23 protein-coding genes are annotated in these 26,348 nt (G+C 68.6%); 8 read left to right on the forward strand and 15 right to left on the reverse strand.

Translation table 11 applies throughout. From position 1 onward, the window contains the following. Positions 1-9: 9 nt before the first annotated feature. The 4 genes from H7F38_RS05720 to H7F38_RS05735 form a co-directional block, all read right to left on the reverse strand. A complete protein-coding gene (locus tag H7F38_RS05720; protein ID WP_187093232.1) occupies positions 10-795 on the reverse strand; it encodes a maleylpyruvate isomerase family mycothiol-dependent enzyme in 786 nt (261 codons plus the stop codon). A gap of 10 nt (positions 796-805) precedes the next feature. After that, complete coding sequence (locus tag H7F38_RS05725; protein ID WP_187093233.1) at positions 806-1,717, reverse strand: hypothetical protein; 912 nt, start codon at positions 1,715-1,717, stop codon at positions 806-808. A 129-nt stretch (positions 1,718-1,846) separates the two neighbouring features. Further along, positions 1,847-2,485, reverse strand: coding sequence for a hypothetical protein (locus H7F38_RS05730; RefSeq protein WP_187093234.1), 639 nt, complete (start codon positions 2,483-2,485; stop codon positions 1,847-1,849). Between the two features lie 58 nt (positions 2,486-2,543). Then, entirely contained in the window at positions 2,544-3,023 is a 480-nt protein-coding gene (locus tag H7F38_RS05735) for a heme-degrading domain-containing protein (RefSeq protein ID WP_187093235.1), read from the reverse strand. Positions 3,024-3,068: 45 nt separating this feature from the next. Here H7F38_RS05735 and H7F38_RS05740 point away from each other — a divergent pair, with 45 nt between their 5' ends. Together H7F38_RS05740 and dnaB are read left to right on the forward strand one after the other, a co-directional pair. After that, positions 3,069-3,623, forward strand: a complete 555-nt coding sequence (locus H7F38_RS05740; protein ID WP_187093236.1) for a methylated-DNA--[protein]-cysteine S-methyltransferase — start codon at positions 3,069-3,071, stop codon at positions 3,621-3,623. Between the two features lie 685 nt (positions 3,624-4,308). Then, positions 4,309-5,700: a replicative DNA helicase gene (dnaB, locus tag H7F38_RS05745; RefSeq protein ID WP_187093237.1), complete on the forward strand. Its 1,392-nt coding sequence runs from the start codon at positions 4,309-4,311 to the stop codon at positions 5,698-5,700. A gap of 511 nt (positions 5,701-6,211) precedes the next feature. Here the strand turns inward: dnaB and H7F38_RS05750 are convergent. Beyond that, entirely contained in the window at positions 6,212-6,373 is a 162-nt protein-coding gene (locus H7F38_RS05750; RefSeq protein WP_187093238.1) for a hypothetical protein, read from the reverse strand. Positions 6,374-6,391: 18 nt separating this feature from the next. Between H7F38_RS05750 and H7F38_RS05755 the strand changes: the two genes are divergently transcribed. Together H7F38_RS05755 and H7F38_RS05760 are read left to right on the forward strand one after the other, a co-directional pair. After that, positions 6,392-6,811 carry a DUF2255 family protein gene (locus H7F38_RS05755; protein ID WP_187093239.1) on the forward strand — a complete coding sequence of 140 codons (420 nt, stop codon included), beginning with the start codon at positions 6,392-6,394 and terminating at the stop codon, positions 6,809-6,811. A gap of 102 nt (positions 6,812-6,913) precedes the next feature. After that, complete coding sequence (locus H7F38_RS05760) at positions 6,914-7,630, forward strand: SIMPL domain-containing protein (RefSeq protein WP_187093240.1); 717 nt, start codon at positions 6,914-6,916, stop codon at positions 7,628-7,630. 166 nt (positions 7,631-7,796) lie between these two features. On the opposite strand, the gene H7F38_RS05765 is transcribed toward H7F38_RS05760, so the two are convergent. The 6 genes from H7F38_RS05765 to H7F38_RS05790 all read right to left on the reverse strand — a co-directional run bounded on the left by H7F38_RS05765 (position 7,797) and on the right by H7F38_RS05790 (position 16,328). Next, on the reverse strand, positions 7,797-8,753 hold the full coding sequence (locus H7F38_RS05765) for a hypothetical protein (RefSeq protein ID WP_187093241.1): 957 nt from the start codon (positions 8,751-8,753) through the stop codon (positions 7,797-7,799). 249 nt (positions 8,754-9,002) lie between these two features. After that, on the reverse strand, positions 9,003-10,631 hold the full coding sequence (locus H7F38_RS05770; RefSeq protein ID WP_187093242.1) for a hypothetical protein: 1,629 nt from the start codon (positions 10,629-10,631) through the stop codon (positions 9,003-9,005). Between the two features lie 180 nt (positions 10,632-10,811). Next, positions 10,812-11,516, reverse strand: a complete 705-nt coding sequence (locus tag H7F38_RS05775; protein WP_187093243.1) for a hypothetical protein — start codon at positions 11,514-11,516, stop codon at positions 10,812-10,814. Next, positions 11,513-13,246, reverse strand: coding sequence for a PHP domain-containing protein (locus H7F38_RS05780; RefSeq protein WP_187093244.1), 1,734 nt, complete (start codon positions 13,244-13,246; stop codon positions 11,513-11,515). Before H7F38_RS05780 ends, H7F38_RS05775 begins: the two co-directional genes overlap by 4 nt. A 186-nt stretch (positions 13,247-13,432) precedes the next feature. Next, positions 13,433-15,328, reverse strand: coding sequence for an HNH endonuclease signature motif containing protein (locus H7F38_RS05785; RefSeq protein WP_187093245.1), 1,896 nt, complete (start codon positions 15,326-15,328; stop codon positions 13,433-13,435). A 28-nt stretch (positions 15,329-15,356) separates the two neighbouring features. After that, entirely contained in the window at positions 15,357-16,328 is a 972-nt protein-coding gene (locus H7F38_RS05790) for an IS1595 family transposase (protein WP_187091336.1), read from the reverse strand. A 384-nt stretch (positions 16,329-16,712) separates the two neighbouring features. Here H7F38_RS05790 and H7F38_RS05795 point away from each other — a divergent pair, with 384 nt between their 5' ends. Continuing rightward, entirely contained in the window at positions 16,713-17,765 is a 1,053-nt protein-coding gene (locus tag H7F38_RS05795; RefSeq protein WP_187093246.1) for a hypothetical protein, read from the forward strand. Positions 17,766-17,781: 16 nt separating this feature from the next. Here the strand turns inward: H7F38_RS05795 and H7F38_RS05800 are convergent, their stop codons facing one another. Both H7F38_RS05800 and H7F38_RS05805 read right to left on the reverse strand, forming a co-directional pair. Further along, a complete protein-coding gene (locus H7F38_RS05800; RefSeq protein WP_187093247.1) occupies positions 17,782-18,270 on the reverse strand; it encodes a carbonic anhydrase in 489 nt (162 codons plus the stop codon). Positions 18,271-18,459: 189 nt separating this feature from the next. Further along, complete coding sequence (locus H7F38_RS05805) at positions 18,460-19,380, reverse strand: LysR family transcriptional regulator (RefSeq protein ID WP_187093248.1); 921 nt, start codon at positions 19,378-19,380, stop codon at positions 18,460-18,462. Between the two features lie 95 nt (positions 19,381-19,475). Between H7F38_RS05805 and H7F38_RS05810 the strand changes: the two genes are divergently transcribed. Next, positions 19,476-19,745 carry a hypothetical protein gene (locus H7F38_RS05810; RefSeq protein WP_187093249.1) on the forward strand — a complete coding sequence of 90 codons (270 nt, stop codon included), beginning with the start codon at positions 19,476-19,478 and terminating at the stop codon, positions 19,743-19,745. 34 nt (positions 19,746-19,779) lie between these two features. Then, the gene (locus H7F38_RS05815) at positions 19,780-19,974 is read left to right on the forward strand and encodes a hypothetical protein (protein ID WP_187093250.1); all 195 of its coding nucleotides are present in this window, start codon (positions 19,780-19,782) and stop codon (positions 19,972-19,974) included. An 80-nt stretch (positions 19,975-20,054) separates the two neighbouring features. On the opposite strand, the gene H7F38_RS05820 is transcribed toward H7F38_RS05815, so the two are convergent. Together H7F38_RS05820 and H7F38_RS05825 are read right to left on the reverse strand one after the other, a co-directional pair. Further along, positions 20,055-22,919 carry an FAD-binding and (Fe-S)-binding domain-containing protein gene (locus H7F38_RS05820; RefSeq protein ID WP_187093251.1) on the reverse strand — a complete coding sequence of 955 codons (2,865 nt, stop codon included), beginning with the start codon at positions 22,917-22,919 and terminating at the stop codon, positions 20,055-20,057. A gap of 120 nt (positions 22,920-23,039) precedes the next feature. Then, a complete protein-coding gene (locus tag H7F38_RS05825; protein ID WP_222618479.1) occupies positions 23,040-23,723 on the reverse strand; it encodes a sigma-70 family RNA polymerase sigma factor in 684 nt (227 codons plus the stop codon). Between the two features lie 290 nt (positions 23,724-24,013). Between H7F38_RS05825 and H7F38_RS05830 the strand changes: the two genes are divergently transcribed. Then, positions 24,014-26,341 carry a bifunctional diguanylate cyclase/phosphodiesterase gene (locus tag H7F38_RS05830; RefSeq protein WP_187093252.1) on the forward strand — a complete coding sequence of 776 codons (2,328 nt, stop codon included), beginning with the start codon at positions 24,014-24,016 and terminating at the stop codon, positions 26,339-26,341. Positions 26,342-26,348: the final 7 nt, after the last annotated feature.

The raw sequence follows: 26,348 nt of genomic DNA on the forward strand, positions 1-26,348 counted from the left end.
AGACCGGTGTCACTGGATGCCGGCGGCGACGAGCGAGCCGAACCATGCCGTCGATTCGCGATCCCCGGTCAGCTCCGGTGCCTCCCGCCTGCCCCACAGCCAGGCGTCGAGGTGGGCGGCGGTCCCGGAGGCGAGGAAGGCAGGTTCGGATGTCGACAGTGCCCCGTGCATCTCGAGAGTGGGTTCGTCGTAGGTCTTCCCGGTGTGTGGGCTGGTCCCGGAGAACCGGCCAAGATTGCAATCCCAGCATCTCCCGGTGTCGGTCGCGAGCACCCGGCCGAGGCCGCCGGACGGGGTGAAGGTGGCCCAGGCCGGATAGCCCCCGAACATGACGTGCAGCGCTTCGTCGACACCGTCGGCGGCCAGCAACGGTTCGAGCGGCGTCACCTGCCCGATCGTCAGTTCGGCGTCCAGGCGATGGATGAGCGCCTCGTGCGCCTGCCTCCGCCGAATGAAGCCCACCGACTGGTCATCCGCCCAGGTCCAGACCCGTTCGGCATCATCAGCCGAGGCCAGCGTGTCGAGCAATCCCTCGGTGGCCCGCCGGAATCCGTCGAGCAACTCGCTGTACGGGGCGTCGGGCCGCTCTGCTTCCCCGGCGTCATCGGGTTGCTGGGTCCGCTCACCCACGATCCTGGCCCAGAACAGCTGCACCTGCGTCAGGTGCCAGAGCAGGTCCGCCGCGTTCCAGCCCGGGCACGACGGCACCGGCGCGGCCGGGTCGGCCGCCTGGAGGCACTCCGAGAACCGGTCGGACTCGCGCCGGACATCGGCCGTGTAGTCGAGGCTGGGCATGGGGGCCAACCTAGCGAAGTTCGCCGGGTTCGTCGCCCAACGCGCGCAGCCTGGCCAGCCGCTGGGGCTCGTCCAGCCACGGGTCGTCCGCCAGCAGGGCGGCGGCCCTGGCGAAGTGGGGTCTGGCCTCGACCGGACGACCGAGAGCGAGCAGCAACTCCGCCAACTCCTCGTCGACGTAGCCGTCGGACTCCCCGGCAGCCAGCCGCTGCTGGATCGCCAGGGCCTCGTCGTAACGCTCCAACGACCGCAGCGCACGCCCGACGGCCCAGTCGGCCACCCGTTGCTGCTCGGCAGAACCGTTGGCGTGGTAGGCCCCTCGTGCTGATTCGAACTGGGTGAGGGCGCCGGCGAAATCGCCGCGATCGTGCAGGGTCCAGCCGAAGTTGTTGCACAGCGACCCGATCCACCTCCGGACGCGCGGATCGGTCGTCGTCTCGGTGACCGACAGGGCGGCACGAGTCCACTCCTCGCTCCGTTCACCGTCGGCGATCGCCAGCATGTGGAAGGCGTCCACCAGAAGGAACCCGTCGTCGGCCCGACGGGACGCCTCGACCGCGGCGAGAAAGTGCGGGATCGCCTTCAGGGAGCGGCCGTTGGAGTTCTCGACGCGTCCGCGTTCCAGTTCCAGCCGCGCCCTGACCTGGGCATCGTCGGGTGCGGCCGCCACAGCAGCGTCCAGCTCGGCCGCCACGACGTCCAGTTCCGCGAGTGCTTGCGCCTCCAGTCGCAGCAGGGCCAGCGCCCGGGCCAACTGGGTACGAAGTTCGGCGTGGGCGGTCGAGCCGACCGGGAGCTCGGCCAGAGCCGCGCGGAAACGCCCGGCCGAGGCGGCCGGATCGACGAAGTCCCACCACTGGTCCAGGAGTGCTCCGTCGAGCCTGGCGTCGACCCAGGGCCGGTCGGCGGCTGAGCTGTTCATGGCGCTCATGGTTCCATGCATGACCTCGTGGGGCGGCCGGTGCATGTGGCCGCGGGTGCCGGTGATGGTCAGCGGGCTCGCACTCGATCTGGTCGTCGGATCGGCGCAGCAACTGGATCGCGACGGGGTTCAGCGCAACAGCAGCAACACGATGATGATCCCCCAGACGACGCCGAGCACCAGACCGAGCCTCTTCCGTCTCCGCACCGCGGAGGTCTCGACGGCACTGCGCGCACCGGGGTAGCGCTGGTCGAACTCCCTGCGGGTCAACGGTTCAGGGATCCGGTCCACTGTGCGGACGCCGATCGTCCGCAGCAGGCCGACCCAGTCCTGCTGGTTCCACGGCCGGCCCGCGAGGCTGAAGATCGCTCTGCCCTCACGGTTCAGGACCACCATCAGCGGATCGTGGAATCCGAGGCCCTGCTTGGAGTTCTCGACGATCACGGCTGATCCGATGTCCCGCAGGGCGACCCTGACGGGGGACCGGATGCCGACGACGACCAGCTCCTTCCGGCCGACCTCGACCCGTACGCGGCCGGAACTGGTGGCCCGGAGCAGGACGACGAGCAACGACAGCACGCCGGCGACCACGAGCAGCCCGATCAATCGCGGACGGACGTGAGCGGGCACGACCAGCAGGCCCACGCCGCCGACGAGCAGTACGAAGAGCAGCCCGACCGCCAGTCGACGGGTCGTCGAGCTCAGCCGGATCCAGTCGATCCCACGAGCGGGTGCGATCGTCAGTCTGACGTCGGCGGGGGGAGTCACGGACGCAGCGTACGAGATGAACGCTGCTGCACGGCTACCGGTCAGCGGGCAAGAACCTTCAGCCGAGGAATTCGGTGAGGACGTCGACGACCATCTGGTGGTCGTCGGCCTGCGGGAGCCCGGAGACGGCGACGGAACCGACCGGCCCGACCCCCTGGACGGTGATCGGGAAGGCGCCGCCGTGGGCCGCGTAGTGGGTGGGGTCCAGCAGGGTTGCCTCCCCGAATGTCCGCCCGGACAGCGCGAGGCGCCGCCCGAACAGGTAGGAGGACACTCCGAAGCGCCGGACCAGTCGGCACTTGCGCTCGATCCAGGCGTCGTTGTCGGCGTTCGAACCGGCCAGCGCCGCGTGGAAGAGCTGCTGCTCACCACGGCGGATGTCGATGGCAACGGGCGCCCGGTCGGCCTCCGCACGGGCGACCAGGGCGCATCCGAGGCGCCAGGCATCCGCAGTGGTGAAGGTGCGGAAGACCAGTCGGGTCTCCTGCTCCTCGATCTGCGCCACCAGCTCGGCCAAGTCCTTCGTCTTGTCTCCCATGGTCGTCGATGATGCCCTGTCGGTGGTCGGGAGCAGAATCAGGCCATGACGAGCTCGGGGGCGACGGGCAACCCCAACGGGGACTTCGCACTCGATGGGGTGGACACGCCTGTCGGGAGGGTGACGGTCGCCGTCAGTTCGACCGGCCTCTGCGGGGTCGGCTGGGGCGACCGTGCTCCCGTTTCCGGCCGGCTGCCGACGGTCGTGGACCACCGCCGGACTGCACCCGCGGTGGCCCAACTCGACGCGTACTTCCGCGGCGAGCTCCGGCAGTTCGACCTTCCCCTGGATCTGGGAGGGGTGACGGGGTCGACGCTGATCGTGCTGCAGATGCCTCTAGACACCGTGCCGTACGGATCGTCGGTGACGTACGGGGAGCTGGCCCATCGCAGCAACACCGGCGTGCCGGCCAGAGGGATCGGTTCGATCATGGGCGCGAATCCGATCCCGATCGTGGTGCCGTGCCATCGGGTGCTCGCGCAGAACGGGCTGGGCGGATACAGCGGTGGTCATCCGGGCGAGGGGCTCAGGACCAAGCGATGGCTCCTCACGCTGGAGGGCGTACTGCAGCCGACACTCGATTGGCCCAGACCCCTGTGACCGGCTGTGGCGTAAGGACGAACGAGCCTCCCCGGTGCACCATAGCCAGCTGTGCAATCACCCGGGTCCGACCCCGTTGCCGAGGATCACGGTCGGATAACAAAAAGGTGTACGAGAGGTTGACCCGCCCGTTCTACGACACGCCGAAGCGAAACGCCGAAACGTTACCCACAGATTCTATCCACAGGTGATCCAGGCCACAGATGGTCCCTGAGCTGCGGCGATGGGCTCGCCACCCAGAGATTTCCCCAGGCTGTGCACATTCATCCCCAGCGTTCGACCTGCACAGACACAGTTTCTTCCCCAACCCATCCCCGTGCCGTTCAGTGGGTGTCCACAGCACGCATTTGGTGGCACGGGTCGAGACGCTTAACGTCCCAGTGCGCTCTGGATCCCGGGCCGCGGACCGCCTCGATCCCGGGCTGTCGGTGGTCCCGGGTAGACAGACGCAGGAGCGATTTCCGCCGTGGTCGTGGGTGCTGCAGAGGGGTGAGCGGTCCGCCTCGTCCGGCCTACCGGGCGTCGTCGGATCGGCGGTCGGCGGCACGAATGCGGTACCGGCTGGTCGCGGTGGTCGGGGGTTCGCGGGCCCAGGTGTTTCGAGGTAGTCAGGTGTTTCGAGGTTGTCGGGTGTTTCGAGGTAGTCAGGTGTTTCGAGGTAGTCAGGTATGGAGGCGGTAACCAGATGGCGGTGATCGACGACCGTTGGGCAGGGGCGTCGCAGGCGGACCCGCCGAGGCAGTTCGACCGGCAACCACCGCAGGATCTGGCGGCCGAGCAATCGGTGCTGGGCGGCATGCTGCTGAGCAAGGACGCCATCGCCGACGTCGTCGAGGAGCTCAGCACCGTCGATTTCTACAAGCCGGCGCACGCGACCGTCTACGAGGTGATCCTCGACCTCTACGCACGGGGCGAACCTGCCGACGTGGTGACGGTCGCCGCGGAACTCGACAAGGCCGGGACCCTGTCCCGGATCGGCGGGGCGGTCTACCTGCACACGCTGACCAGCGCAGTGCCCACCGCCGCCAACGCCGCGTTCTACGCGCAGATCGTGGCCGAGAAGGCCGTGCTGCGCCGTCTGGTCGAGGCCGGTACCCGGATCGTCCAGCTCGGCTACGGCGGCAACGAGGGCCAGGTCGGCGGCGGTGAGGTCGACGAGATCGTGGACCGCGCCCAGGCCGAGATCTACGAGGTCACCGAACGCCGCACCACCGAGGACTACGTGATCCTCGAGGAGCTGCTGCAGCCGACGATGGACGAGATGGATGCCATCGCGAGCCGCGGCGGGATGTCCAACGGCGTGCCAACGGGTTTCGCCGATCTCGATGCGCTGACGAACGGCTTCCACCCCGGTCAGATGATCATCATGGCGGCGAGGCCCGGCGTCGGGAAGTCAACTCTCGCATTGGACGTCGCCCGGAACGCGTCGGTGAAGCACCGGCTGACGTCGGTGATCTTCTCGCTGGAGATGTCCAAGACGGAGATCACCATGCGTCTGTTGTCGGCCGAGGCGCAGATCCGGCTGTCGCAGATGCGCGCCGGAACGATGAGCGAGCAGGACTGGCAGAAGATCGTCCGGCGGATGAGCGAGATCTCCGACGCCCCGCTGTTCATAGACGACTCGCCGAACATGACGATGATGGAGATCCGGGCCAAGGCGCGGCGGCTCAAGCAGCGCAACGACCTGAAGCTGATCGTGCTCGACTACCTGCAGCTGATGTCCTCGGGCAAGAAGGTCGAGTCGCGGCAGCAGGAAGTCTCGGAGTTCTCCCGCCAGATGAAGTTGTTGGCCAAGGAGCTCGAGGTGCCCGTCATCGCGATCTCCCAGCTGAACCGTGGGCCGGAGCAACGCACCGACAAGCGACCGATGCTCTCCGATCTCCGAGAGTCCGGTTCATTGGAGCAGGACGCCGACATGGTGATCCTTATCCATCGACCGGATGCGTTCGAGGCCGACGATCCCCGCGCCGGCGAAGCGGACCTGATCATCGCCAAGCACAGAAATGGCCCCACCACGACGATCTCGGTCGCCCACCAGCTGCACTACTCGCGCTTCACCGACCTGGCGGCGCAGTAGGGGGACGACGGCGAGCGGCATCGTCCATCCGGGAGCGATGGGGGCAGCGGTAGGTCGTCCGCTGCGATGGTGGAACCGGGTCCGTCGCCGATCGTTTGTGCCGATTTCCCACCCGCGCTCCACCCCGGGTGGACACGGGACACGCGACGCCAGCCGGGGCACGGCGGTCAGCCTCGACGCGAATCCCGACCTGTCTGCTGCGCACATGGCGACGTGGTCGCACGTTCGACGGGATTACCCGGACCCGTAGTGGCCAATCGTCGATAGCGAAGGTCTGAGTCCCCGACTACGGGGGACGCTCGCCTTCGGTATCGGTGGTTTCGACATCATCGCCGCTGAAGCCATCGCCCTGGCCAGAGCGGGATCGCTCTCCGGGTTCCGATTGCGCCCGCTGGTGGCCGTCTCAGCGGCCGCGTCCTCGACATCGTCAACGATAGGGACTGAACTCTGGGCTTTCCCTCGGGATCTCCGGGGCCCACCGGTGGCCACGGTCTGCGCTCCGCGCAACGCCCTACGGTGGCCAGCACGTGCCAGTGCGAATCGACACCACCACCACCCCTTGCCACCACCACTTCTTGCCACCACCACCCCTTGCCACCACCACCACCCTTGCCACCACCACCGCCCTTGCCACCACCACCGCCCTTGCCACCACCACCACCCGTACGGCCATCACCGCAGAGGAGTTCGCATGGTCACCACCGCCTGGTCGTTGGACGAGCTGGTCCGGATCGGTCGGGCCGAGGAGCTGGAGATCGCCGCTGAGCGTGCCGACGGGACGCCGCGGCGTTGGGCGCCGATCTGGGTCGTCCGCGTGGGCGAGCAGGTGTACGTGCGGACCTGGTATCGGCGGGATACCGGCTGGTTCGGGCACGTCCTCGAATCCCGAAAGGCACGAATCCGCGTCCCGGGCCTCGAGGCCCGGGTCGCTGTCGAAGACGTGGGCGCGGACTCCGGCGGTCGGCGTACACACGTCGATGCGGCCTACCGCGCCAAGTACGGACGATACGGGGCCTCGGTCGACCGCATGATTGCACCCGACGCGGTGGCCACGACCCTGCAGCTCACCCGAGACCAGCCGGCACCATCAGCGGAGCCGTGCCCCGGGTGAGACGAACTGTCCAGCAGCACGAGTACCTCCACCGATCTGGGTCCGTCACCGGGGCCAGGGCGGCGAAACCCGAGGTGGTTCCTCCGCGCCTACGATCGTGAAATGACAAGTGCACAGGCAACGATGTCCCTCTCGGTGCGCGGGGAGGCCCAACGCACGACCGCTCCGGACGAGGCCCGGGTGCTGTCGACCCTCAGTGCCACCGCTGGTTCCAAGAACGCGGCGATGACGGAAGTGCGGACCGCGCTGCCCGGCATCCTGGCGGACCTCGCGCAGTTGGGCGGTGAGGCACTGACCGCGCAGACCATCCGCGCGCCCCTGACCTGGTCGACGCAGTCGATGCGGACGCAGGAGGAACATGCCCACGACAAGACCACCGGCGTGCACGGGCCCACGGGTCGCCACCAATCCTCGGTGACCCTGCTGGTCACCGTTCGCGACTTCTCCTTGCTCGCCGGCGTTGCGGCGGCGGTGATCAGCCGTGATTCGGTGGAGGTTCATTCGGTGTCCTGGTCGGTCGACGAGGACAACGCCGAATGGGCACTGGTCCGGGCCGATGCCATCCGTGCTGCGCTGCTCAAGGGACACGACTACGCCGCCGCCCTCGGCGGATCAGTCGTCAGGGTCGAACATGTCGCAGATGCCGGACTGCTGGGCGGCGACAGTTCGGGTCCGATGCGGATACCGGTCCGCGCATTTGCCATGGGAGCGAGCGGGTTCGGTGGTGACGACCTGTCCCTGGACCCACCGCCCCAGGTTCTGAGCGCCACGATCGAAGCACGTTTCATTTCTTCGGTCGGCGCGCTACCTGTTCGATAGTGCACTTTTGACTCGAGTCTGATCGGGAAGGACAGAACGGCGTGGACGCCCGCTCTCCAAGGCTCGCCACCGCGAGCGCCTGACCGAGGTCGCGTCCGGCTAGCGCTGAGCTGCCGGGCGAGCATGGCTCGTACGGCTCCCCCACGGGGGCGGCCAGAAATGGAGATCACGCCCACGGGAGGGGGCCGCGCCCACGGGCCAGCAGACTTGCGCGCAACTGCCGGCTGCCCGTGGTGTTGAGCCCGCAGAATGCAAAGGCGTTCGCCGGTTCCTGAGCTGCGGTGACCGGGGCGCGGTTGCTGTCGAACACCAGGAGCTGCACTGTCAGGTCGCCGCCCGCGGTGATGTCCGGCAGCCGTGTCAGCTGTGCGATGACCTGCCGGCACGTCCTCTCCAGCTCGGCCCGGCTGACGTGCCGTTCCCCGGTGTAGGCATAGCCGAAGAGCTCGCCCTGATGCAGCTCGGTGCAGTCGATGTTCTGGTTCTGGACCGGGTCGGCGACGAGCAGGCAGGTACCCAGCTCATCGCGATGGGCGCCGGTGAGCATGGCGCCCCGCAGTGACGACACGTAGGACGCCGGCGGATCGATCATTCCGTGGCTGCCGGGCTGTGGGTAGGTGACGCAGGCGAGCCAGTGCTGCCCCGCAGCCCGTTGCCGCACCGAGGGTGCCGAGCCTGCCGCGCCGAGCGCCGCAGTGGGGTTCCAGAAGGTGAAGAAGTCTGCCTGATACCCGCGACCGCTCACCGGTAGTCCGATGTACCGCAATGCGGCCGGCTGACAAGTCTCCATGTTCGGGTCGACGATGCTTCCGCTCCCGTCCGCGTTCGTCGTCACCACGGGCCTGGCTGGATCGGCGATGATCGCCACCACCTCCCCGTACCGGGTGGCCACGCAGCTTCCGATCTGCAACGTGGGGTACGGGAGCGAAATGTTGCTTGTCGGGGCCGGCGTGGCGTCCTGCAGAGTCCAGGGCGAGCTCCCGGGATCCAGACCACAATCGCCTATTGCTGGGGCGCCGGCCACCGGGACGGCCACGGCCGTTCCACGGACGGCCTTGGGGCTCAGGTGGGACACCACGGCCATCACCATCAGGGTGACGCCGATCACGAGCACGCCCAGCATCCGAGGTCGGTGCACGATCGCCACCACCGATCCGGCTGGTCCGACGTTCCGGGCGGCCGGGAGCGGCCGGTCCCTGGGAGGATCCGCCTCCGTCGTGACCGTGGGATTCGACCCTACCGCCGGTCGTTCCGGCGAAATGATCGGTGCGTCGGCAGCGTCACCTGACAGTCGCTGCCCCCACGTCCTGATGAGTTGACGCCTGGACGAATCACCGTCTCGTCGAGTTCCGGACGGGTGTCGGGTTCGGCGTCAGCAGTCGTCAGGAGCCAGCATCCACACGGAGACCCCGCCGTCCACCAGATCCGCCCGTCGGCCGGTCAGTGCGCCGGCCAGATCGATGAGGCGGGGGGCCTCATCGACGCTGCGGACGACGATGATCGCCTGCAACCCGAGCGTGCACAGGGCCTGGTGGCCGGCCTTGACGACGGTCCCGGCGGGCCGGTTCCAGACGGTCTGACGCGTGTCGTCGGCCAGTTGCACCAGCAAGGCACCGGGGGCATTCGCAGCTGGGCTCCCGTTGGGCCGCAACGCATATCCGCCGGGTTGACGGAAGCGGAAGTCGGCCTGCTGCTGGTAGAACATGGTACGGGCGTCACCGGCCGGCAGTAGTAGGACCGGCGTGCCGGCCGGCAGCAGTGCGCGCTCCTGCACCGATCCGAAGAACGTCGCCGGCGCCGGGAGTCGATAGCTGCCGACGGCCGTGGGCAGCAGGGTCAGCAGCGCAGCCACCATGCCGACAACCGCTGTGCCGGAGGCGATACGGTGAATGCCGGCCGTCCGGCCGGTGACGGTCAGCAGCTGGTCGCCCCAGCGGGCCACCAGCCAGGCGATCGCCAGGAACGAGGCGAAGGCGAACCGGCCGGGGAGCACGGATTCCAGGGCCGGCAGTCGGCCCAGCAGCCGCCAGGGGAGCCAGCTCCCGCCGATCCCGTTCGTGCCGAAGGTGAACAGCACCATGACCAGCAGGGTTCCGGATGCGATGCGCACCAATCGATCTCGGCCGATCGTCAGTAGAATGCCGATCAGCAGGACGGCCAGCACCGCCCAGCCGAGGTAGACGCCGTCCTCTGCCACACCGAGGAACGACCGATGTCCGGGATCCGCCACGATCAGCAACCGGCTGGATCCGAACACGTAGTCGCCCGGCACGGCCCGGAACCGGTCGGTGGGGACGGTCAGCGCCGGCGACAGGAGCAACTGCGAGACCAACAACGGGGATGCCGCGACGATGGTGACTCCCACCGCCAGCAGCACCCAGCGCCAACTGGTGGCAATCGCCGCACGAGTCAGCACCGGGAGGACCCACAGCGCGAGCAGCAGGGCGACGACCATGCCGATCACCGTGATCAGCACCAGTTCCTCGCTGATCCCCAGCGCCGCCGCCGTCACCAGCCCGAGGTACAGGGCGCTGCGCCTCTGGGAACGCGGCCGCCGCCACAGCAGGTCCTCGCCGAGCATCAGCATGACGGGCAGCAGGGCGCAGAAGACCAGGTTCAGGTGTCCCAGCAGGTGTCCGCCCATGAACGGGTCGAAGCCCAGCAGCAGGCCGCCGGCCACCGCCGGTGCCGGGTGCTGCACATGACGGCGCAGCCACCAGAAGCCGGTCAGGGCGGTCAGGGCGGGGGCGAGCGTCATCAGGACGGCGAAACCCAGTGGTGCGCCCTGGGTCAGGGTGATCGGGGCGGCCAGGACGCCGAGGGTCGGGGCCAGGGTGTTCCAGGCCAGCGACACCCCGCCCGGATAGAGCAAGGCATCCGAGGTGAACGGACTGTGCCCGTGCAGCAGCTGCCAGTACCACATCATCTGCATCGGGTCGTTGGTGTGCTGGAAGCTCCCGAGCGTGCTGCCGACCGGATCGGCCCAGAGGTCCCGATACATCAGCAGAGCTCCCGCCAACGCCAGGCCGAAGACGATCCAGGAAGGGGCTTTTCGGGGAGGGCGGCCGGACCGGGCGCGCGACGGGCCGACGGCATCCCTTCGGCCGCGGGCACGTTTCAGGGCCGCGTCCCGGGATGCCACCTGCCCAGTCAACCACGGGCCGCGCGTCGGATCCGTGCGTCAGCGATGCGCGGCGCAGCAGGGCGTCGGGTTCGGGGTCTCGAACGGTACCCAGGTGCCGCCGATGGCCGGCTGCACGTGCAGGACGAGTTCACCGCCCTGCCACCGGGGTCGGACGAAATCGCGCGTCACCAGCAGGGCGTCCGCCCCGGGGGAATCGCCGCCGAGTGCGTCGATGCGGTCGATGGTCGTCGCCAGCACCTGGCGCAAAGCCACCGTCCCGGTGAGGGACTCGCTCCCGGGGAACTGCACCGCCCGCCCGCTGGTGCGGTCCCGATGGGCCGCTGCGGCGGCCGACGCCGACACCTGGAGAGCGGGCAGCCCCACCCGACTGTCGCCCAACGCGACCGATCCCTGGGCGCCGTCCTCGACGGCGAGCAGGTCCGCGAGCATCTCCAGCAGCCTGCCCGGCGTCAGCCCGGTGAGCATCAAGATCGACATGCTGACATGAGGTGTCGCGAACACCGTCGCGCGATGAGTCGCCGTCGTCAGGTCCAGCGCGCCGGCCGCCCGCACCGCCATCGCGACCTGCGCCAGGTGGTGCTCGGCGGCGCGCTCGCTGGGGGCCATCACGTCCAGGCCGGCGACCAGACGGATCAGCGGCACCTGCCCGTCCGTCGTCGGGCCCGCGGCAGTCATCGAGTCGGCAGTCATCGAGGCGGAGGTGATCGAGTCGGCAGCTGTCATGTCGTCAACGACGGTCATCGAGTCGGCAGCACCCACATCGGGTTCGTGTAGAACCAGAGGTCCTGCCACGGATCCGCGTCGCCGACCACGTCCATCTTCGGGCCGGCGGGATCCACGGCCGCGCCCTTCAGCCCCACGGCAAGTCGATTGCCGTCGGAACCACGGAGCCGGACGTAGAACCCGTCGTCGAGGCGGCCGAGGGCGTAGGTCAGGACGATCGTCCTGGTCTGACCGCTGACGTCGTAGGACCTGACCACCCTGGTGCCGGGCGCGCTCATCGTGTCCCGATCCTTGGCTGCGCCGGTGATCGCGCCGCGGATCACATCGACCTGCGCCAGTGTCGGCAGGAACTGCGACCAGTTGGGCACTCGTGCGGTGTCGATGCGGATCTGCAGGGTGACCGGGGTTCCGCGGCGGGCGTGCAGGACCCCGCCGAGCGGGACCTCGTCACCGCCCGCGCGAAGTCGGACATCCAGAGCGTCGATCAGGCCGCCGTGATCGACCCACACCCGCCCGGCCCGCAGCCCGTGCATCACGCCGGCATACGAGTAGTCGGCGGACCCGACGTGCGTGCGGCTGTAGTAGCCCGGCCAGAAGTCGCCGTTCCCCAGTTGCGGCGCGGTGATGTGGACCGGGTCGTTGAAATGACCGTTGTTGACGAAATCGCTACCCGGCCCGCGCTGCGACGTGTCCGAGTAGATCTGGTGGCTGTCGGAGTTGGCGCTGATCCACCACGCCTTGCCCTCGGCGAGGAGGCTGTCCCAGAGGCCACCGACGGTGGCCGTCATCCAGTCGAAACCGCCGAAGGTGCGGTAGCTCTCGAGCGGATAGCCCGGGAAGCTGGCCACCGGGTCAGGGCTGTTGTCGTAGTAGCCGCGGCCGGAGCCGGGCCCGTTCGGCGTGGCGATGCCGGCCGCCTGATGGCCCGGCGCGCCTTCCATTCCGATCGCGATCTTGGGGGCGGCGTCCCGCCATCCACGGATCTCGTGCGGAGAGTCGATGCCCTTGCGGGCCGGGTGGTTGGCGAGCATCAGCGCATCCGAGACGCGTTGGGAGGCCACCGAGTCGGACAGGAAGTGCAGTCCGGCGACGGCCAGGGCCTCGTTGGTCGGGGTGTTGGCGGTGGCCGCCTTCACCACGCCGTCGTAGCCGTTCTCGAAGGCCTTGAGGACGGACACCTCGTTGCGGCCGGGGTGGACGAACACGGTGCCGTGCTCGGCCGCCGGGATGTTCCACTCCAGACCCTGGAACACCAGGGTGCCGGGCACGTCCCGCCGTGCGGCAAGGATGTCGGGGTTGACCTTCTCGACGCCGATCTTGGCGTGCTGGGCCGATCCGTGATCGGTAATCACCATCCAGCCCAGTCCGTACGCATGGGCGTGACGGACGTGGTCGATCACCCGGTACTGGCCGTCGGGCGAGTACTGGGTGTGGATGTGGTGGTCGCCGGCCAGCCACCGGTAGCCGCCCTTCGGCACGCCGGTGGGCGCCCCCGCCGCGGTGGTGGCCGCAGCGGCCGTGCCGGTGTTGACGGTCGTGACGAGCACGCTCGCCGCGGCGCCCGCGCCGAGGACACCAGCGGCCCGGAAGAACTTCCGCCGGCCGAGCTCGTCGGGGCGAAGCTCGGAGTCGTCGATGCTCAGATCCGCGGCGGGCCGCAGGACGGCCGGCTCGCCACCGTCGTGACGGTGCCCGTCGGTGTGCTCGTGGGAGTGCTCGTGGACCTGTGCGCCGTGACTGTGCTGCATGCCGACCTCATATCTGGATACCGAACCCCGGTGATGTGGTTGAAGCTCAACACCGGTAGGTAAACCATTGGTAAATGCCACCCCAACTTCTGTCGACCGATGGCCGAATCAGGGGCGCGACCTTCGTGGCATCGCCGCACCGGAGTCCGCTAGGTAGCGCGCAAGAGCTGAGCAGTGCTGCTGGTCTCAGAACGGCGGTGCCGATTGTCCTGGCGCCGGTGGGTCCGTCGCTCCGTCGAGCGGTGTCCGCGGCGGGATCAGTTGGACCGCCGGGTTTGTCGCCCGTCGGCCGAGCGGTGTGGTCCAGGTCTTGGACAGATCTGCATTGATCACCAGTTTCCAACCACCACCGTCCTTGCTGCGATGGTGATGGGTGCACGGAGGCGTCATGTTGTCGCTGCACGTTCGCCCGCCCTTCGAGAACGGCACTGCATGATCGATCTGCCCTCGTCGGGCTGTCACCGAGCAGCCCACCATCGGACACTCCTGATCGCGGGCGATGACGAAGTCCTTCAGGCTGTCCGGCGGTATGTAGCGGGTCCGGCCGAGGTCGAGCAGGGTGCCGGACAACGGATCGCACACCAATCTCTGCCAGACCCCGTCCGCCGCGATCCGAAGGCCCTGGCTCGGCGCGACCGGGCCGAATCCGACGACCTCGCAGACGCCGCGTGACGCTGCCGACGCGCCCGCCGATTCGGCGCGTGCACCGGCTGATTCGGAGGGTGCACCGGCTGATTCGGAGGGTGCACCGGCTGATTCGGAGGGTGCACCGGCTGATTCGGAGGGTGCACCGGCCGCCGCACCGGTCTGTGTCGCAGCGGCCCGAGCGTCGGCAGCGGCCCGAGCGCCGGCACCGAAGAGCACGTCGTGCGGAATCAGCACCTGGACGTGCGCCTTGCGGCCGTGTTGCTCGGGCAGCAACAACTCGTCCCAGCCGCCGTGGTCCAGGATCGCGTGGAAGATGTCGGTGAAGACATCGGTCCGCCGCTGATCGAACGTCCGATCGTCGCCCGGGGTGCGGGCTGCACCGGCCAACCCGGTCAGCGCTTCCCAGACCGGGGCGAGATCCTGGATCGGCGCGTGGATCTTCAGCCAACCCATCCCGTCCACATCGCCCCACCGACTGATGCTCCGAGCGGACCTGGCCTCTCGGTGACGCCGGTCGGCACCGTCCGGATCCAACCTGATCACCTCCCGGCACACCGACCTCCGGACCGACTCCCGCGATCGGCACCGCACCGTCGGCAGCACCTCGTTCTCGATCTGCGCAGCCAACTGCGGGTCGGTGACGACGGCAGTCGCACCGACCATCACGGCAGCGATCTCACCGGTGATCCGCCCGGCCCGCAACGCATCCAGAGTTCCGGGCAGCTTCGACGCCAGGGTGAACGCCGTCGAGAGCACCGTCCCGGCGGACGATTCCGACACCCCCAACGCCAGCGCCACCTCGCACGCGAGGAACTCCTGGTTCGCCGGGTACTCCCGCGCGAGCTCCGAGGCGTCGGCGAACTGCTCACCCTGGAGGGCGCAGATCAACCGGTGCCTGACCGCCATCGAATCCAACCGCAACTGCGCGCGAAGCGACCCCGTTCCCGACGGCAGTCCGGCGCCGAACGGCGCATCGCAGACCTCCGGACGATGTTCCAGCAGACCCGCGAGTTCTGCGCCGGGAGCATGATCGGCCAGGTACCGGACCCGGTTCGTCCAGTACCCCCAATCGATCAGGACCTCGGCATCACGCACCCCGCCCGTCGGTCCCCAGCCCAGGCGATCCGCCGTCGCTGCATCGGCCTCCGATCTATCCGGCACGCCGAACTCGCGACGCACCCGCTCGGAGCGCCCCGGACGTCCGGGCACCACCAGTTCCGGCCTCACCGAGCCGGTCGACGACGGGACGCCATCGCGACGACGACGACCCCCGCGTCCCGGCCCGGTCACCGGACGGAACCTTGCCGAGGCGGCCCGATCCCGCACCGAAGTGCCGTCCCCGGGCAACAACACCCGACCCGGCACGGTCGGCGCCGACCCGCCCCTTCGCAACAACGCCACGCGCTCCCCGAACGCCACCCCTGACTCGAACATAGGTACCGGGTAGCTGCTTGAGTAAAGTTCAGAACGGGACGTCCACTGCTGCAACAGGATTGCGCAGTTCAGCGAGCGGGTGTGGGTCTGTGTTCACGGCCTGCTGCAACAGTCGGTAGAACAAAAGCCCGCGACTCTTCGAGGTGCGTCGGTTGAACCGGAATGTGTATTCGTCCAGGTAGTAGGCCAGGTGCTCCTGGGAGACCGCGTAATGCAGGGTGCCGGTCAGCCAGCGTTTGAGCAGCGAGGCGACCATGTGGACGCCGGGGAGGTTGATGTGGGCGGGCTCGGCGCTGTCGGTCCCGACGAACGCGACGTGCTCGTAGCCGGCCGCGGTCAGCTTCTTCAGGTAGTTGGCGCCATCGGTTCTGACCGTTGATCCTTTGGCGATGACGCGGTCGGCGAAGCCGAGCATGCTGACCGATCGGGCTGTCTCGGCCAGCTCGATGCGGACCCTGCCCAGCTTGCGGCCGGGGATCGATTCCACTGCGATCATCGCCGCGGTGTGGTCCTTCACGCCGCCTGCGCGGCCGCGAGACTCGTTGCCGATGAACACTTCATCTAACTCCACCACACCGGAGAGCAACTCCCGCTCGGGGCGGACCATCGCCCGGCGTAGCTTCTGCAGCCACGCCCACGCTGTTTCGTAGGATCCGAAACCCAGCACCCGCTGCAGACCTTGCGCGGACATCCCGTTCTTCTGCGAGGTGATGAACCAGATCGCCGCGAACCACGTCGACAGCGGCGTCCGGAGCCGGTGGAAGATCGTGCCGGCGGTCACCGACGTCTGCCGGCCACACCTGGTGCACATCCATTTCGCCTTCGCCGTACGCCAACCGCCGGGCGCCCCGCACACCGGACACACAAACCCCTGGGGCCACCGCAGACGCTCCAGATACGCCAGACACGACGAGTCATCCGGGAACCACTCCAGCAACTCCTGAAAGGTCCGGGGGTAATCGACACCACCGACCGGGTAGGCACACACTGGCTCTGACATGGCCAAATACAACTTGACTCAAGCAGCTACCCAGTACATAGGTACGATTATATCGTGTTATCGAACTCCTGTCCAGCCCTGCATCATCAGAATCGACCACATTCTGAGGCAAGATGTGTTGTCCAGCAATGTGTCTCATACCAATTGAGAAGAAGACACGCAAGGGAACGAATGTGCCGGAACCGAGCCCCGTCGAGATCCAGCGTCCCCTCCCGGCCGAGGCGCCGGTCAGCGCGCCGGCCCTGCGCCTCCGTCAGGAACACGTCGTTCGCGATGCCCGGCCGGCAGGCCACGATGGGTCACCCATAGGGTCACGGCCTGCGTGACGGCCCGCCTGACGGCGGCGTTACCCAGACGTTACGGCCGCTGAGTGGGCTGTGCTTCATGCGCTACCCCCGAACGATTCTCGCCTCGTTGGCCGCCGGTGCGATGGCCCTGACCGCGGCCTGCTCGTCGACCTCGGGCTCGTCCCAGCCGCCCGTCCTGCCGTCCGCCGTCGTGGCTGCCGCGGCGGCTGTGGCTGCCTCGACGGCTCCCCACGCGCCGCCCGCCGCACTGACCACGTCGCCCGGGGCGTCCACCCCGACGCCCATCGATCCCTGCAAGAAGCTGACCATCGCGGACGTGCAGCCGTACTTCACCGTGCCGGTGGCCACCGAGATGCCCTCGCCGCTGTCCAGCGGCACCATGCTCGGCTGCGAATGGGCGGCCGCCGGTGGTGGTGGCCTGTCGACCACCCTCGACATGCTGGTCATCGTCGGGCAGGACGCCCAGGACCGCTGGGATCTGGCGAACGCGACCGGGCATCCGGAGAAGCTCTCGGGCATCGGTGCGGAGTCCGAGCACCTGGCCCGTCAGACCGACATGTGGGCGATGACGGGCTCAGGCGCCGAGGCCGTCTGGTGCGGCGTCACCACGGGGGGCTGGAGGGAACTCGCCGGGCACCGGGAACTTGCCGATCCGGCGAACATTCCCGACGACGTCGCCACCCGTATCGCCGGCCAGTACGGATTGCTCTGCAACAAGATCTTCGGCAGCGGCAACACCACTCCGACCATGACGGCGCCGGCTCCGACCGGGTCCGCCGCGGCCGTCACGGCCCCCGGACCGACCGCCGCCGCGGCGGCCGCGGGCGGCGTGATGACCGGCACCGACGTGCCGGTGCCGCAGGGAATGGACTGCAGTGGTACCAAGACCGCCAAGAACACGACCGGAGGGCTGGAATGCGATCAGCAGGTGCCTGATCCCGATGCCGCCTACAACTTCTTCCTCCAGGCGCTCCCGAAGGCCGGCTACGTCATCAACACCAAGCGCTACGTGAAGACCGACAGCGGCCGGGTACTGGCGAACATCAGTTTCAGTGGTGGCAAGCTCCCCGGGTTCAACGTCGTGAACATCGACGCCAAGGATGTCGACATCACGTTGCAGCTGAACTGATCTGGCCATGCGCCGATCAGACGACCTCGTGCATCCGGGCGGTGGCGATGTCGAAGATGAACCCGCGCACGTCGTCGCGGTGGGGGATCCACCTGCACTCGCGGACGCGCCGGAGGGACGCGCGCATCGTCGCCTGCAGGTCGGTGATCCCGGGAACGTTCCAGGTGGGTGTCTCGCCGGACTCGGCTTCGAGTTCGGCCCGGAACTTCACGTCGTCGAACCCCTGCATGCCGCACTGGGTGTGGTGGATGAGGACCACCTCGCGGGTGCCGAGCGCGCGTTGGCTCAGGGCGAGCGATCGCAGCATGTCCTCGGTCGGCAGACCGCCGGCGTTCCGCATCAGGTGGGCGTCCCCGATGTCCAGGCCCAGTGCGCCGAACAGGTCCATCCGCGAATCCATGCAGGCGATCACGGCGAGCGCCAGTTTGGGTCGCAAGGGTCGTGGTCCGGGGAAGGTCGCGACGTAGTTCTCGTTCGCGTGCAGGAGGTGGTCGATGGCCGACATGTCCCCAAGTCAACCAGAACCGGAAAGCGACCCTGTTTCCGGCCGGTAACACCGCCCCTGTGGCGCGTCGGGAGAAGCATCGGAGCCACCGTCAGCATCGGAGACACCGTCAGCAGATCGGAGACGCCGTCAGCAGATCGGTCACGCCGTCAGCAGATCGGAGACGCCGTCAGCAGATCGGTCACGCCGTCAGAACATCGGGGCCACGGCCGGTAGGTCACCGGCTCCGGAGCGGTCGATGATGTGCTGGCGGAACAGTTCGGCGGACGGGAGCGTCTTGCGTTCGCTCGACCAGCCGAGGCCGATCTCCCTGGCTGCGCCGGCGTCGGTGATCTGCAGGTGGTGCACGACTCCGGTCAGTGCCTCCGGCGATCCGAGGTGCAGCGCGGGGACGACGGCCACGCCGAGTCCGGCGGTGACGAAACCCCGCAGCGTGGGGATGTCCTCGCCCTCGAAGGCGACGGCCGGCTCGAAACCCGCCTGTTCGCATAGTTCCTCGGTCTGGTGACGCAGCAAGGACGGTCGGCGGAGCATGAGGAACGGTTCCCTGCTGACCTCGGAGAGCCGGACGTGCCGACGGGTGGCCAGCTCGTGTTCCTGGGGGACGGCGAGCCACAGGGGCTCCGTCAGCAGGGGATGCCACGTCACGGTGCGGTCGGTCGGCCGCACCGTGGTGATCTCCAGGTCGAGCCGCGTGTCCTGCAGCACAGCCGTCGTCTGGTTGTCCCTGACCTGCTGCAGCTCGAAGCGGACATCGGCGTGGGTGCGCCGGAAGCTGCCGACGAGATTGGGGACGAGCCAGGTCCCCAGGGAGAGTTGCGAAGCGAGTGCCACGATCCCCGTCTCGGGGTCGATCAGCTGATCGACGGCGGCCAGCCCGTCGTCCAGCTGGTGGAGCAGAGCGTCGACGTGACGCTTGAAAGCCGCTCCCGCGGAGGTCATCCGGAGGTTTCGTCCGGTCCGGCGGAGCAGTTGGGTGCCGACGTCGGCCTCCAGTCGCGACAGGGCGCGGGACACGCCGGACTGCGTGATGAACTCGATCTCGCTGACCTCGGTCATCGTCACGCCGTCGGCGATCTGCTGGAACCAACGCAGGGCATCCGTGTCCATACCTGCCACTGTAGGGCTAAACCATGACTGTGGAGCAAGGGTGACCAGCTAGATTGTCATTGGACGCATGGGTGCTGCTCCGGCACGATGGAGCCATGACCACCACAAGCCATGTCAGCGTTCCCCAGCAGACTGCGCAGACCGCCCCGGCTGCACGCAGTGCGAGCCTCTGGGCCACCGTCCGGGACGTCTACCGCGAACGTCGCGCCGCCCGCGCCTACTTCCAGCGCATCGAGCGGGAGCTCGCCACCTACACCACGCCATCCGACCTGGCCGAGCTGGACGCGATGATCGAGCGTTCGGACATCGGCGCCGACACCGTCTACACTAAGATGATCGAGCGAATCCGGTTGCGCGCAGCCTGAGCGCGGACGCCACCGAGACGTCCTGAGCACCAACATGAATCCGATCATCGACCTGGACGCCCTGCGCCTCAAGCTGCGGAGCGCCGACCTGACCCCGGCTCGCCGCCAGGCGTTGCAGCTTGAACTGGCCGAGCACACCACTCCGGCCGACCGGGCCGAGCTCGACGCCCTGCTGCGCCGTCTACCGGCCGCCGAGACGGCGGAGATCCGCGACCTGCTGTTCCGCTGAGATTTCCTGCGCGCCCCGAACCGTTCCGCCCCGCCTGAGCGACCTCCAGACGCCCGTGAGCACCCCTGGCCGCCGGGAATTCAGCCCGACTCGTCCGGAAGATGTCTGGCGAGCAATTCCGCCAGGTGGATGGGCCTGACGCCGGCCAGCTGGTCGGCCTGCGTCCGACACGAGAAGCCGTCCGCCAGCACGAGTGCGGTCTCGGCCCTGTCCCGCAGTGCCGGCAGGAGTGCGTTCTCCGCCACCGCCAGCGACATGTCGTAGTGACCGGCCTCCATACCGAAATTCCCGGCCAGGCCGCAGCAACCGGCAATCCCGGTGACGTCCGCGCCCGACCGTTCCAGCAGCCGGCGATCGGTCGCGAACCCCATCACCGCGTGATGGTGGCAGTGCGGCTGCACCAGGACCTCCGTGCCGGACAGGTCCGGCGGCCGCCAGCCCGCCGTTTCGGTCAACACCTCGGCCAGCGTCTTGGTCGCCGCCGACACCACCGCGGTCCGCGGGTCGTCCGGCAGCAGGTCCTTCAGGTCCGATCTCAGCACCGCCGTGCACGAGGGCTCCAGGCCGACGATCGGGATACCTTGTGCAGCAAAGGGTCCCAGGATGTCGAGCAGTTGTAGCAGGCGCCGGCGGGCACCGGTCAACTGACCTGTGGTGATCCAGGTCAGACCACAGCAGGCCTTGCGCTGCGGCACGATCACCCGATAGCCCGCTGCGGTCAGCACAGTCGCAGCGGCGCGCCCGACCCCCGGGTCCAGCCCGTCGGTGAACGAGTCGGCCCACAGCAACACCGGGCCGCGCCATGCCTCGTCCCGTGCGGCAGTAGGGCTGAACACGTTGCGGCGTTGTAGTTCTCGCCGCCACCAGCGAGTGAAGCCGACCGGCGCGAACCGTGGGATCTGCCGTCGAGGATCCATCCCGCCGGCCCTCAGCACGATCTGCGCCAACGGCGCAGACCTCAACGCGCCGTTGACCATCGCCGGTCCGAGCCGGGGAATCCGGTCGAGCCCCGACAGCCACCGCGGGAGCCAGCCCAGGCTGTAGTGGCTGATCGGACGCAGCCGCCTCCGGTAGCGCCGGTGCAGCACCTCGGCCTTGTACTTCGCCATGTCGACCCCCGCGGGGCAGTCGCTCGCACAGGCCTTGCACGACAGGCAGAGGTCCAGCGACTCGTGCACCTCCCGGCTCGCGAAGTCGGGGATCAGTTCACCGTTGGTCAGCTCCTGCAGCACCCTGGCCCGTCCCCGGGTGACGTCCTTCTCGTCGCGGGAGGCCAGGTAGCTCGGGCACATGAACCCGCCGGCCGCGGTGTCGTCCGCCCGGCACTTGCCGACACCGACGCAGCGGTGCACCGCCTTGGTGAAGTCGCCGTCGTCTGCCCCGAAACTGAATCCCCCCTGCGCCGTCAGCGATCTCGCGTGCGGCCGGCGCAGATCCGCATCCAGTGGGCGAGGTCGCACCAGGACTCCGGGATTGAGCAGATCAGCGGGGTCGAACAAGGCCTTCACCGCCGCGAACAGGTCGATCACCTCGGGTGAGTACATGATCGGTAGCAGTTCGCCGCGTGCGCGTCCGTCGCCGTGCTCGCCGGAGCACGAACCGCCGTGTGCCACCACCAGGTGCGCAGCATCGAAGACGAACTGCCGCAACCTTTCTGGATGATCCTCCAGCGGTAGGTCGATGCGGACGTGGATGCAGCCGTCGCCGAAATGGCCGTAGGGCAGACCGGTGACCCCGTAGGACTCCATCAACGATTCGAATGCGCGCAGGTAGCCGCCGAGATTGGCCGGCGGCACCGCCGCGTCCTCCCAGCCCGGCCACGCCTGTCGGCCCTGCGCGGTCCGCCCGGCCAGCCCGGCGCCGTCCTCACGGATGCGCCAGATCGCGGTCGCCGCCGGACCGGGCGCGAAGACCATTGAATCCTCCGCTGCCGAGTCCCTGATCATCGATCGCGCGGAAGCCGTTGCCGCAGCGATGCTGTCGCCACTCATCTCGACCATCAACCAGCCACCACCGCGCGGCAGATCGGGGACCGACGACGGCCCCCGGCTCCGCCGGACGACGTCGACCAGCCGTGCGTCCATCCCCTCGATCGCCGCCGGATGATGGGCCAGCAGCGCGGGGACCGCGTCGGCGGCAGCCACCATGTCGCGGTAGCCCAGCACCACCAGCATCCGTGCCGGGCTGATCGGGACCAGTCGCAGGGTGGCGTCGATCGTCGTTGCGAGCGTGCCCTCGGTACCCACCAGGGCCCTCGCGAGATTGCGGCCGCGCTCCGGCAGGAGGTGTTCCAGCGAGTACCCGGACACCTGGCGGGGGAAGCGCCCCAACTCCGTCCGGATCACCTCGAGGTGGGCGTCCACGAGAACATCGAGGCCGGGAACCTGTTCTGCTGCATGACTTCTCGACGAGCCAGGGCCGGCCTTGATCTCCCGGCCGGAGCCGTCGATGACGGTCAGGGCCTCGACGTTGTCCGCCGTGCGTCCGTAGGCAAGGGCGTGGGGTCCGCAGGCATTGTTGCCGATCATCCCGCCGAGGGTGGCCCTGGTCTGCGTGGACGGATCCGGCCCGAAGCGCAGGCCGAGCGGGGCCAGTTGCTCCTGCAGGTCCGACAGGATGACCCCGGGCTCGACGAGTGCGGTGCGGCCGACCGTGTCGATGTCCAGGATCCGGTTCAGGTGACGGGCGAAATCGATGACGATGCCGGTACCGACGGCATTGCCGGCCACCGAGGTGCCACCGCCGCGGGACGTGACCGGGACGGCGGTCTCCCGGCTGACCGCGAGGGTGGCCAGTACGTCATCGATGTCGACCGGTTCCACCACCACCTGCGGGACGACGCGATAGTTGCCGGCATCGCTGGAGTACTCGGCCCGCCGCCGTCGACCATCGGAGACCGCTCCGCGCAGTTCCGTCCGCAGACGCGCTGCGAGATCCGCCGTCATGTCGTGGCCCCTCCGTCATCCTCACGGTACCCAAGGGTTCTTCGACTTCGGTCCCTCCACGGTGGTCAGACCCCGTCGGAGGGACCCGATCGGAGTGCTGAGGTGGACCGGGGACCGTTGCTAGGCGGAGCGGTGCGCCCCCTGCTGGGCCCGGACGTGCTCCCCGAGGTGTCGGCGCAGCCGACCGAGGCCGTCCCGGATCCGGGATTTCACCGTCGGCAGCGGAATGCCCAGCAACTCGGACACCTCCTGGTAGCTGTGCCCCCCGAAGAAGGCCAGCAGCAGGGCCTGCCGCTGCTTGGCGGTCAGCACTCCGAGGGCCTCGCGGACGACGGTGCTGTCGAGCCGGTCGACGACGAGTTCCGGTGTCGGGACGGAGGATTCGACGGCGCTCACCGCGTAGTGCTGGTCCCGCCGGCGGGTGGCTTCGGCAGACCGGATGCGGTCGATGGCCCGCGACCGGGCGATTCCCAGAATCCAGGCGCCGCCGTCACCGCGGCCGCGGTCGAACCGCCCGGCTCCGAGCCAGACCGCCAGAAATACCTCCTGGGTGACTTCCTCGGCCATCGCGATGTCCCTCATCAGCAACCTGACGAGCCGGGAGACCGGCGTGACGAACTGTCCGTACAACTCGTCGAACGCGGTGCGATCGCCCTGGGCGACCGATTCCAGCAGCAGATCGACGGACAGCCGGCAACCGTTCACCGCCCGGGATGGGCTGACCCGCTGCTCGGCGGACCCGACCTCGTACAACTCGCGGGCAGAATCCTGGGTGCCGGCGCGCATCCCCGATGATTGGCTCACGCAGGGGTGTTCGTGGCCTTCTCCGTCCTGGATGGGGCCCCGATTCCGCGGCCGTCACCGATCGCCCGTCCGCCGACCCTTCCGATGCCGCAGACCACTCGGATGCCGGGATTTCGGATCGGGAAGCCATCGAATCGGAAGAGATCGGTGCCCGCCTGTCGCCGTGGACGGCCCGCTATCAACCCTGCTCTCACCCGAGAGAGGGACGGCCGGTGAACCAGCTGTGGGATAGCGTGAGCTGATGGAGTTCTGGCTGGCGCCGCCGCCCGGATCAGGCCAGTGAGCAGCTGATGGATGCGGTGGACGACGGCTTGCTCGGCGGGGCCGGGCGGATGCCAGGGGTGCCGTTCGAGGACCTCGTGGCACTCGTCGCACAGCGATTCCAGACCAAGACCGCCGCCGTCTGCAGGGTCGGGCCGGACCGCAGCCGCCTGAGATCGGCGATGGGTAACGGCGCTGCCGGGTACGTGGTGGACGGCGGCTTCTGCGAGACCGTGGCCGACACCCGGTCGACGCTGATCGTTCCGGATGCGCTGCTCAGCGACCGGTTTGCGAACAATCCCGCCGTCACCGGCATCGATCGGCTCCGCTTCTTCGTCGGGGTCCCGTTGCTCTCGAAGGACGGCGCGGTGCTGGGCGTCCTGTCCACCTGGGACACCCGCCCCCGCGAACCGAGCTCCGACGACATCCTGGCCCTCGAGCAGTTCGGCCGGCACGCCAGCACCATGATCGAACTCCACGGGGTGGCCGTCGAGCTGGAGCGCGAACGGGAGGTGCTGACCACCACCGGCTATCTGCTGGAGATGATCGTCGCGGGCGCCGAACTCCCGAGCGTGCTCGAAGCTCTCGCGACCGCCACCGAGGCGGCCATCGACGGCACCCGGTGCTCCATCCACCTGCTCGACGGCATGGTCCTGAGGCAGGGGGCGAGCCCGAGCCTTCCCGAGGCCTACCGGCTCGCCATCGACGGCGCCGAGATCGGCCCGTTGGTCGGCTCCTGCGGTACCGCCGCCTACACCGGCCGGACCGTGATCGTCCCCGACATCGAGTTCGATCCGCGCTGGAAGGACTGGTGGCATCTGGCCGTGCCGTTCGGGCTGCGCGCCTGCTGGTCCGTGCCGATCGTCGGGACCAGCGGAGTGGTGCTCGGTACGTTCGCGCTCTACTACGACGAGGTCAGGGTTCCGGGGACGGACGAGCTGGATCGGCTGGCCCGGTGGGTCAACCTGGCCGAGGTGGCCATCTCCCGGGCCAGGGACATCACTGCGCTGCGGACGGCGGCGACGCTGGACTCGTTGACCTCCCTGGTGAACCGGTCCGAGGTCACCGGGCGGATCCGGGCGGCCGTGGCGATGACGGGCCGCCGCGCCGCGGTGCTGTTCCTGGACCTCGATCAGTTCAAGTTCGTCAACGACACCCTCGGTCACGCGGCCGGTGACGAGTTCCTCCGGGTGGTGGCGGACCGGCTGACCGACTGCGCCGGCGCCCAGGACACGGTGGCCAGGTTCGGCGGCGACGAGTTCCTGGTGCTCCGACCGCACTGCGAGGGGCTGAGCGAGGTGGAAGCCCTGGCGCGCAGGATGATCACGGCCCTGCACCGTCCGATGACGATCGCCGGCCGTTCACTCTCGCTGTCGGCCAGCGTGGGGATCGCCCTGCAGCGGCCCGAGCATCGTCCGGACGGTCCGTCCGACCTGGTCAGCGACGCCGATCTGGCGATGTACGCGGCGAAGCGGACCGGGCGCAACTCGGTGGCGGTGTTCACCCCCGCCCTGCGTGCCGAGGCGGCCGCCCGCCTCAGCCTGGAGGCCGATCTGAACGTCGCGCTCGTCAACGGTGAGCTGGAATGCGCCTACCAGCCGACCATCGCGATGGACTCCGGCCGGATCCTGGACGTCGAGGCGTTGCTGCGGTGGAACTCCCCGACACGAGGGTCGGTGCCGCCTTTGGATTTTATCTCGGTGGCCGAGGCCAGTGGCCTGATCGGCGATTTCGGGAAGTTCGTACTGCAGCGCTCGTGTCGTCAGATGGTGGCCTGGCGGTCGGCGGCCGGATGGCAGGACGTGGTGATGTGGGTCAACGTTTCCGCACGGCAGTTGCTCGATCCGGGATTCGCCGACCTGGTCGATCGTGTCCTGGTCGAAAGTGGTCTGCCGGCCGAGAATCTCGGCCTGGAGGTCACCGAGAGCACCTTCATCGAGGACTCCGACATGGCCAGGACCACCCTGCTGCAGGTACGCACCCAGGGGGTGCACGTCGCCATCGACGATTTCGGCACGGGCTACTCCTCACTCGCCCAACTGGAGTACCTGCCGGTGGACGTGCTCAAGATCGACCGCCGGTTCACGGCCGAGATCGCCACCAGTGGAACGGGTGCCGGACTGGTCTCGGCGATTCTCACGCTGGCCGCGACGATGGGGCTGCGGGTGGTCGCCGAGGGCGTCGAGACGGTGGTGCAGCGACAGTTGCTCCTGCAGCTGGGATGCCGGTCCGGGCAGGGCTACCTCTGGTCCAGACCTCTACCGCCGGAAGCATTCACCGACTCGCTCTGGCAGTTCACCCACCGAGGGCAGACCGGTCCCCACGACGGTCAGATCAGGCCGTACGGGCCGTGGTAGCCGGGGC

It is taken from the genome of Nakamurella sp. PAMC28650 (assembly GCF_014303395.1).
Classification (GTDB): domain Bacteria; phylum Actinomycetota; class Actinomycetes; order Mycobacteriales; family Nakamurellaceae; genus Nakamurella.

Excerpts from the sequence above, each read along its gene's own strand:
- H7F38_RS05720 (WP_187093232.1), bottom strand. The coding sequence starts at position 795 with ATGCCCAGCCTCGACTACACGGCCGATGTCCGGCGCGAGTCCGACCGG.
- H7F38_RS05725 (WP_187093233.1), bottom strand. The coding sequence starts at position 1,717 with ATGAACAGCTCAGCCGCCGACCGGCCCTGGGTCGACGCCAGGCTCGAC.
- H7F38_RS05735 (WP_187093235.1), bottom strand. The coding sequence starts at position 3,023 with ATGGGAGACAAGACGAAGGACTTGGCCGAGCTGGTGGCGCAGATCGAG.
- H7F38_RS05740 (WP_187093236.1), top strand. The coding sequence starts at position 3,069 with ATGACGAGCTCGGGGGCGACGGGCAACCCCAACGGGGACTTCGCACTC.
- dnaB (WP_187093237.1), top strand. The coding sequence starts at position 4,309 with ATGGCGGTGATCGACGACCGTTGGGCAGGGGCGTCGCAGGCGGACCCG.
- H7F38_RS05750 (WP_187093238.1), bottom strand. The coding sequence starts at position 6,373 with ATGGCCGTACGGGTGGTGGTGGTGGCAAGGGCGGTGGTGGTGGCAAGG.
- H7F38_RS05755 (WP_187093239.1), top strand. The coding sequence starts at position 6,392 with ATGGTCACCACCGCCTGGTCGTTGGACGAGCTGGTCCGGATCGGTCGG.
- H7F38_RS05760 (WP_187093240.1), top strand. The coding sequence starts at position 6,914 with ATGACAAGTGCACAGGCAACGATGTCCCTCTCGGTGCGCGGGGAGGCC.
- H7F38_RS05765 (WP_187093241.1), bottom strand. The coding sequence starts at position 8,753 with ATGCTGGGCGTGCTCGTGATCGGCGTCACCCTGATGGTGATGGCCGTG.
- H7F38_RS05770 (WP_187093242.1), bottom strand. The coding sequence starts at position 10,631 with ATGTATCGGGACCTCTGGGCCGATCCGGTCGGCAGCACGCTCGGGAGC.
- H7F38_RS05775 (WP_187093243.1), bottom strand. The coding sequence starts at position 11,516 with ATGACCGTCGTTGACGACATGACAGCTGCCGACTCGATCACCTCCGCC.
- H7F38_RS05780 (WP_187093244.1), bottom strand. The coding sequence starts at position 13,246 with ATGCAGCACAGTCACGGCGCACAGGTCCACGAGCACTCCCACGAGCAC.
- H7F38_RS05785 (WP_187093245.1), bottom strand. The coding sequence starts at position 15,328 with ATGTTCGAGTCAGGGGTGGCGTTCGGGGAGCGCGTGGCGTTGTTGCGA.
- H7F38_RS05790 (WP_187091336.1), bottom strand. The coding sequence starts at position 16,328 with ATGTCAGAGCCAGTGTGTGCCTACCCGGTCGGTGGTGTCGATTACCCC.
- H7F38_RS05795 (WP_187093246.1), top strand. The coding sequence starts at position 16,713 with ATGCGCTACCCCCGAACGATTCTCGCCTCGTTGGCCGCCGGTGCGATG.
- H7F38_RS05800 (WP_187093247.1), bottom strand. The coding sequence starts at position 18,270 with ATGTCGGCCATCGACCACCTCCTGCACGCGAACGAGAACTACGTCGCG.
- H7F38_RS05805 (WP_187093248.1), bottom strand. The coding sequence starts at position 19,380 with ATGGACACGGATGCCCTGCGTTGGTTCCAGCAGATCGCCGACGGCGTG.
- H7F38_RS05810 (WP_187093249.1), top strand. The coding sequence starts at position 19,476 with ATGACCACCACAAGCCATGTCAGCGTTCCCCAGCAGACTGCGCAGACC.
- H7F38_RS05815 (WP_187093250.1), top strand. The coding sequence starts at position 19,780 with ATGAATCCGATCATCGACCTGGACGCCCTGCGCCTCAAGCTGCGGAGC.
- H7F38_RS05820 (WP_187093251.1), bottom strand. The coding sequence starts at position 22,919 with ATGACGGCGGATCTCGCAGCGCGTCTGCGGACGGAACTGCGCGGAGCG.
- H7F38_RS05830 (WP_187093252.1), top strand. The coding sequence starts at position 24,014 with ATGGATGCGGTGGACGACGGCTTGCTCGGCGGGGCCGGGCGGATGCCA.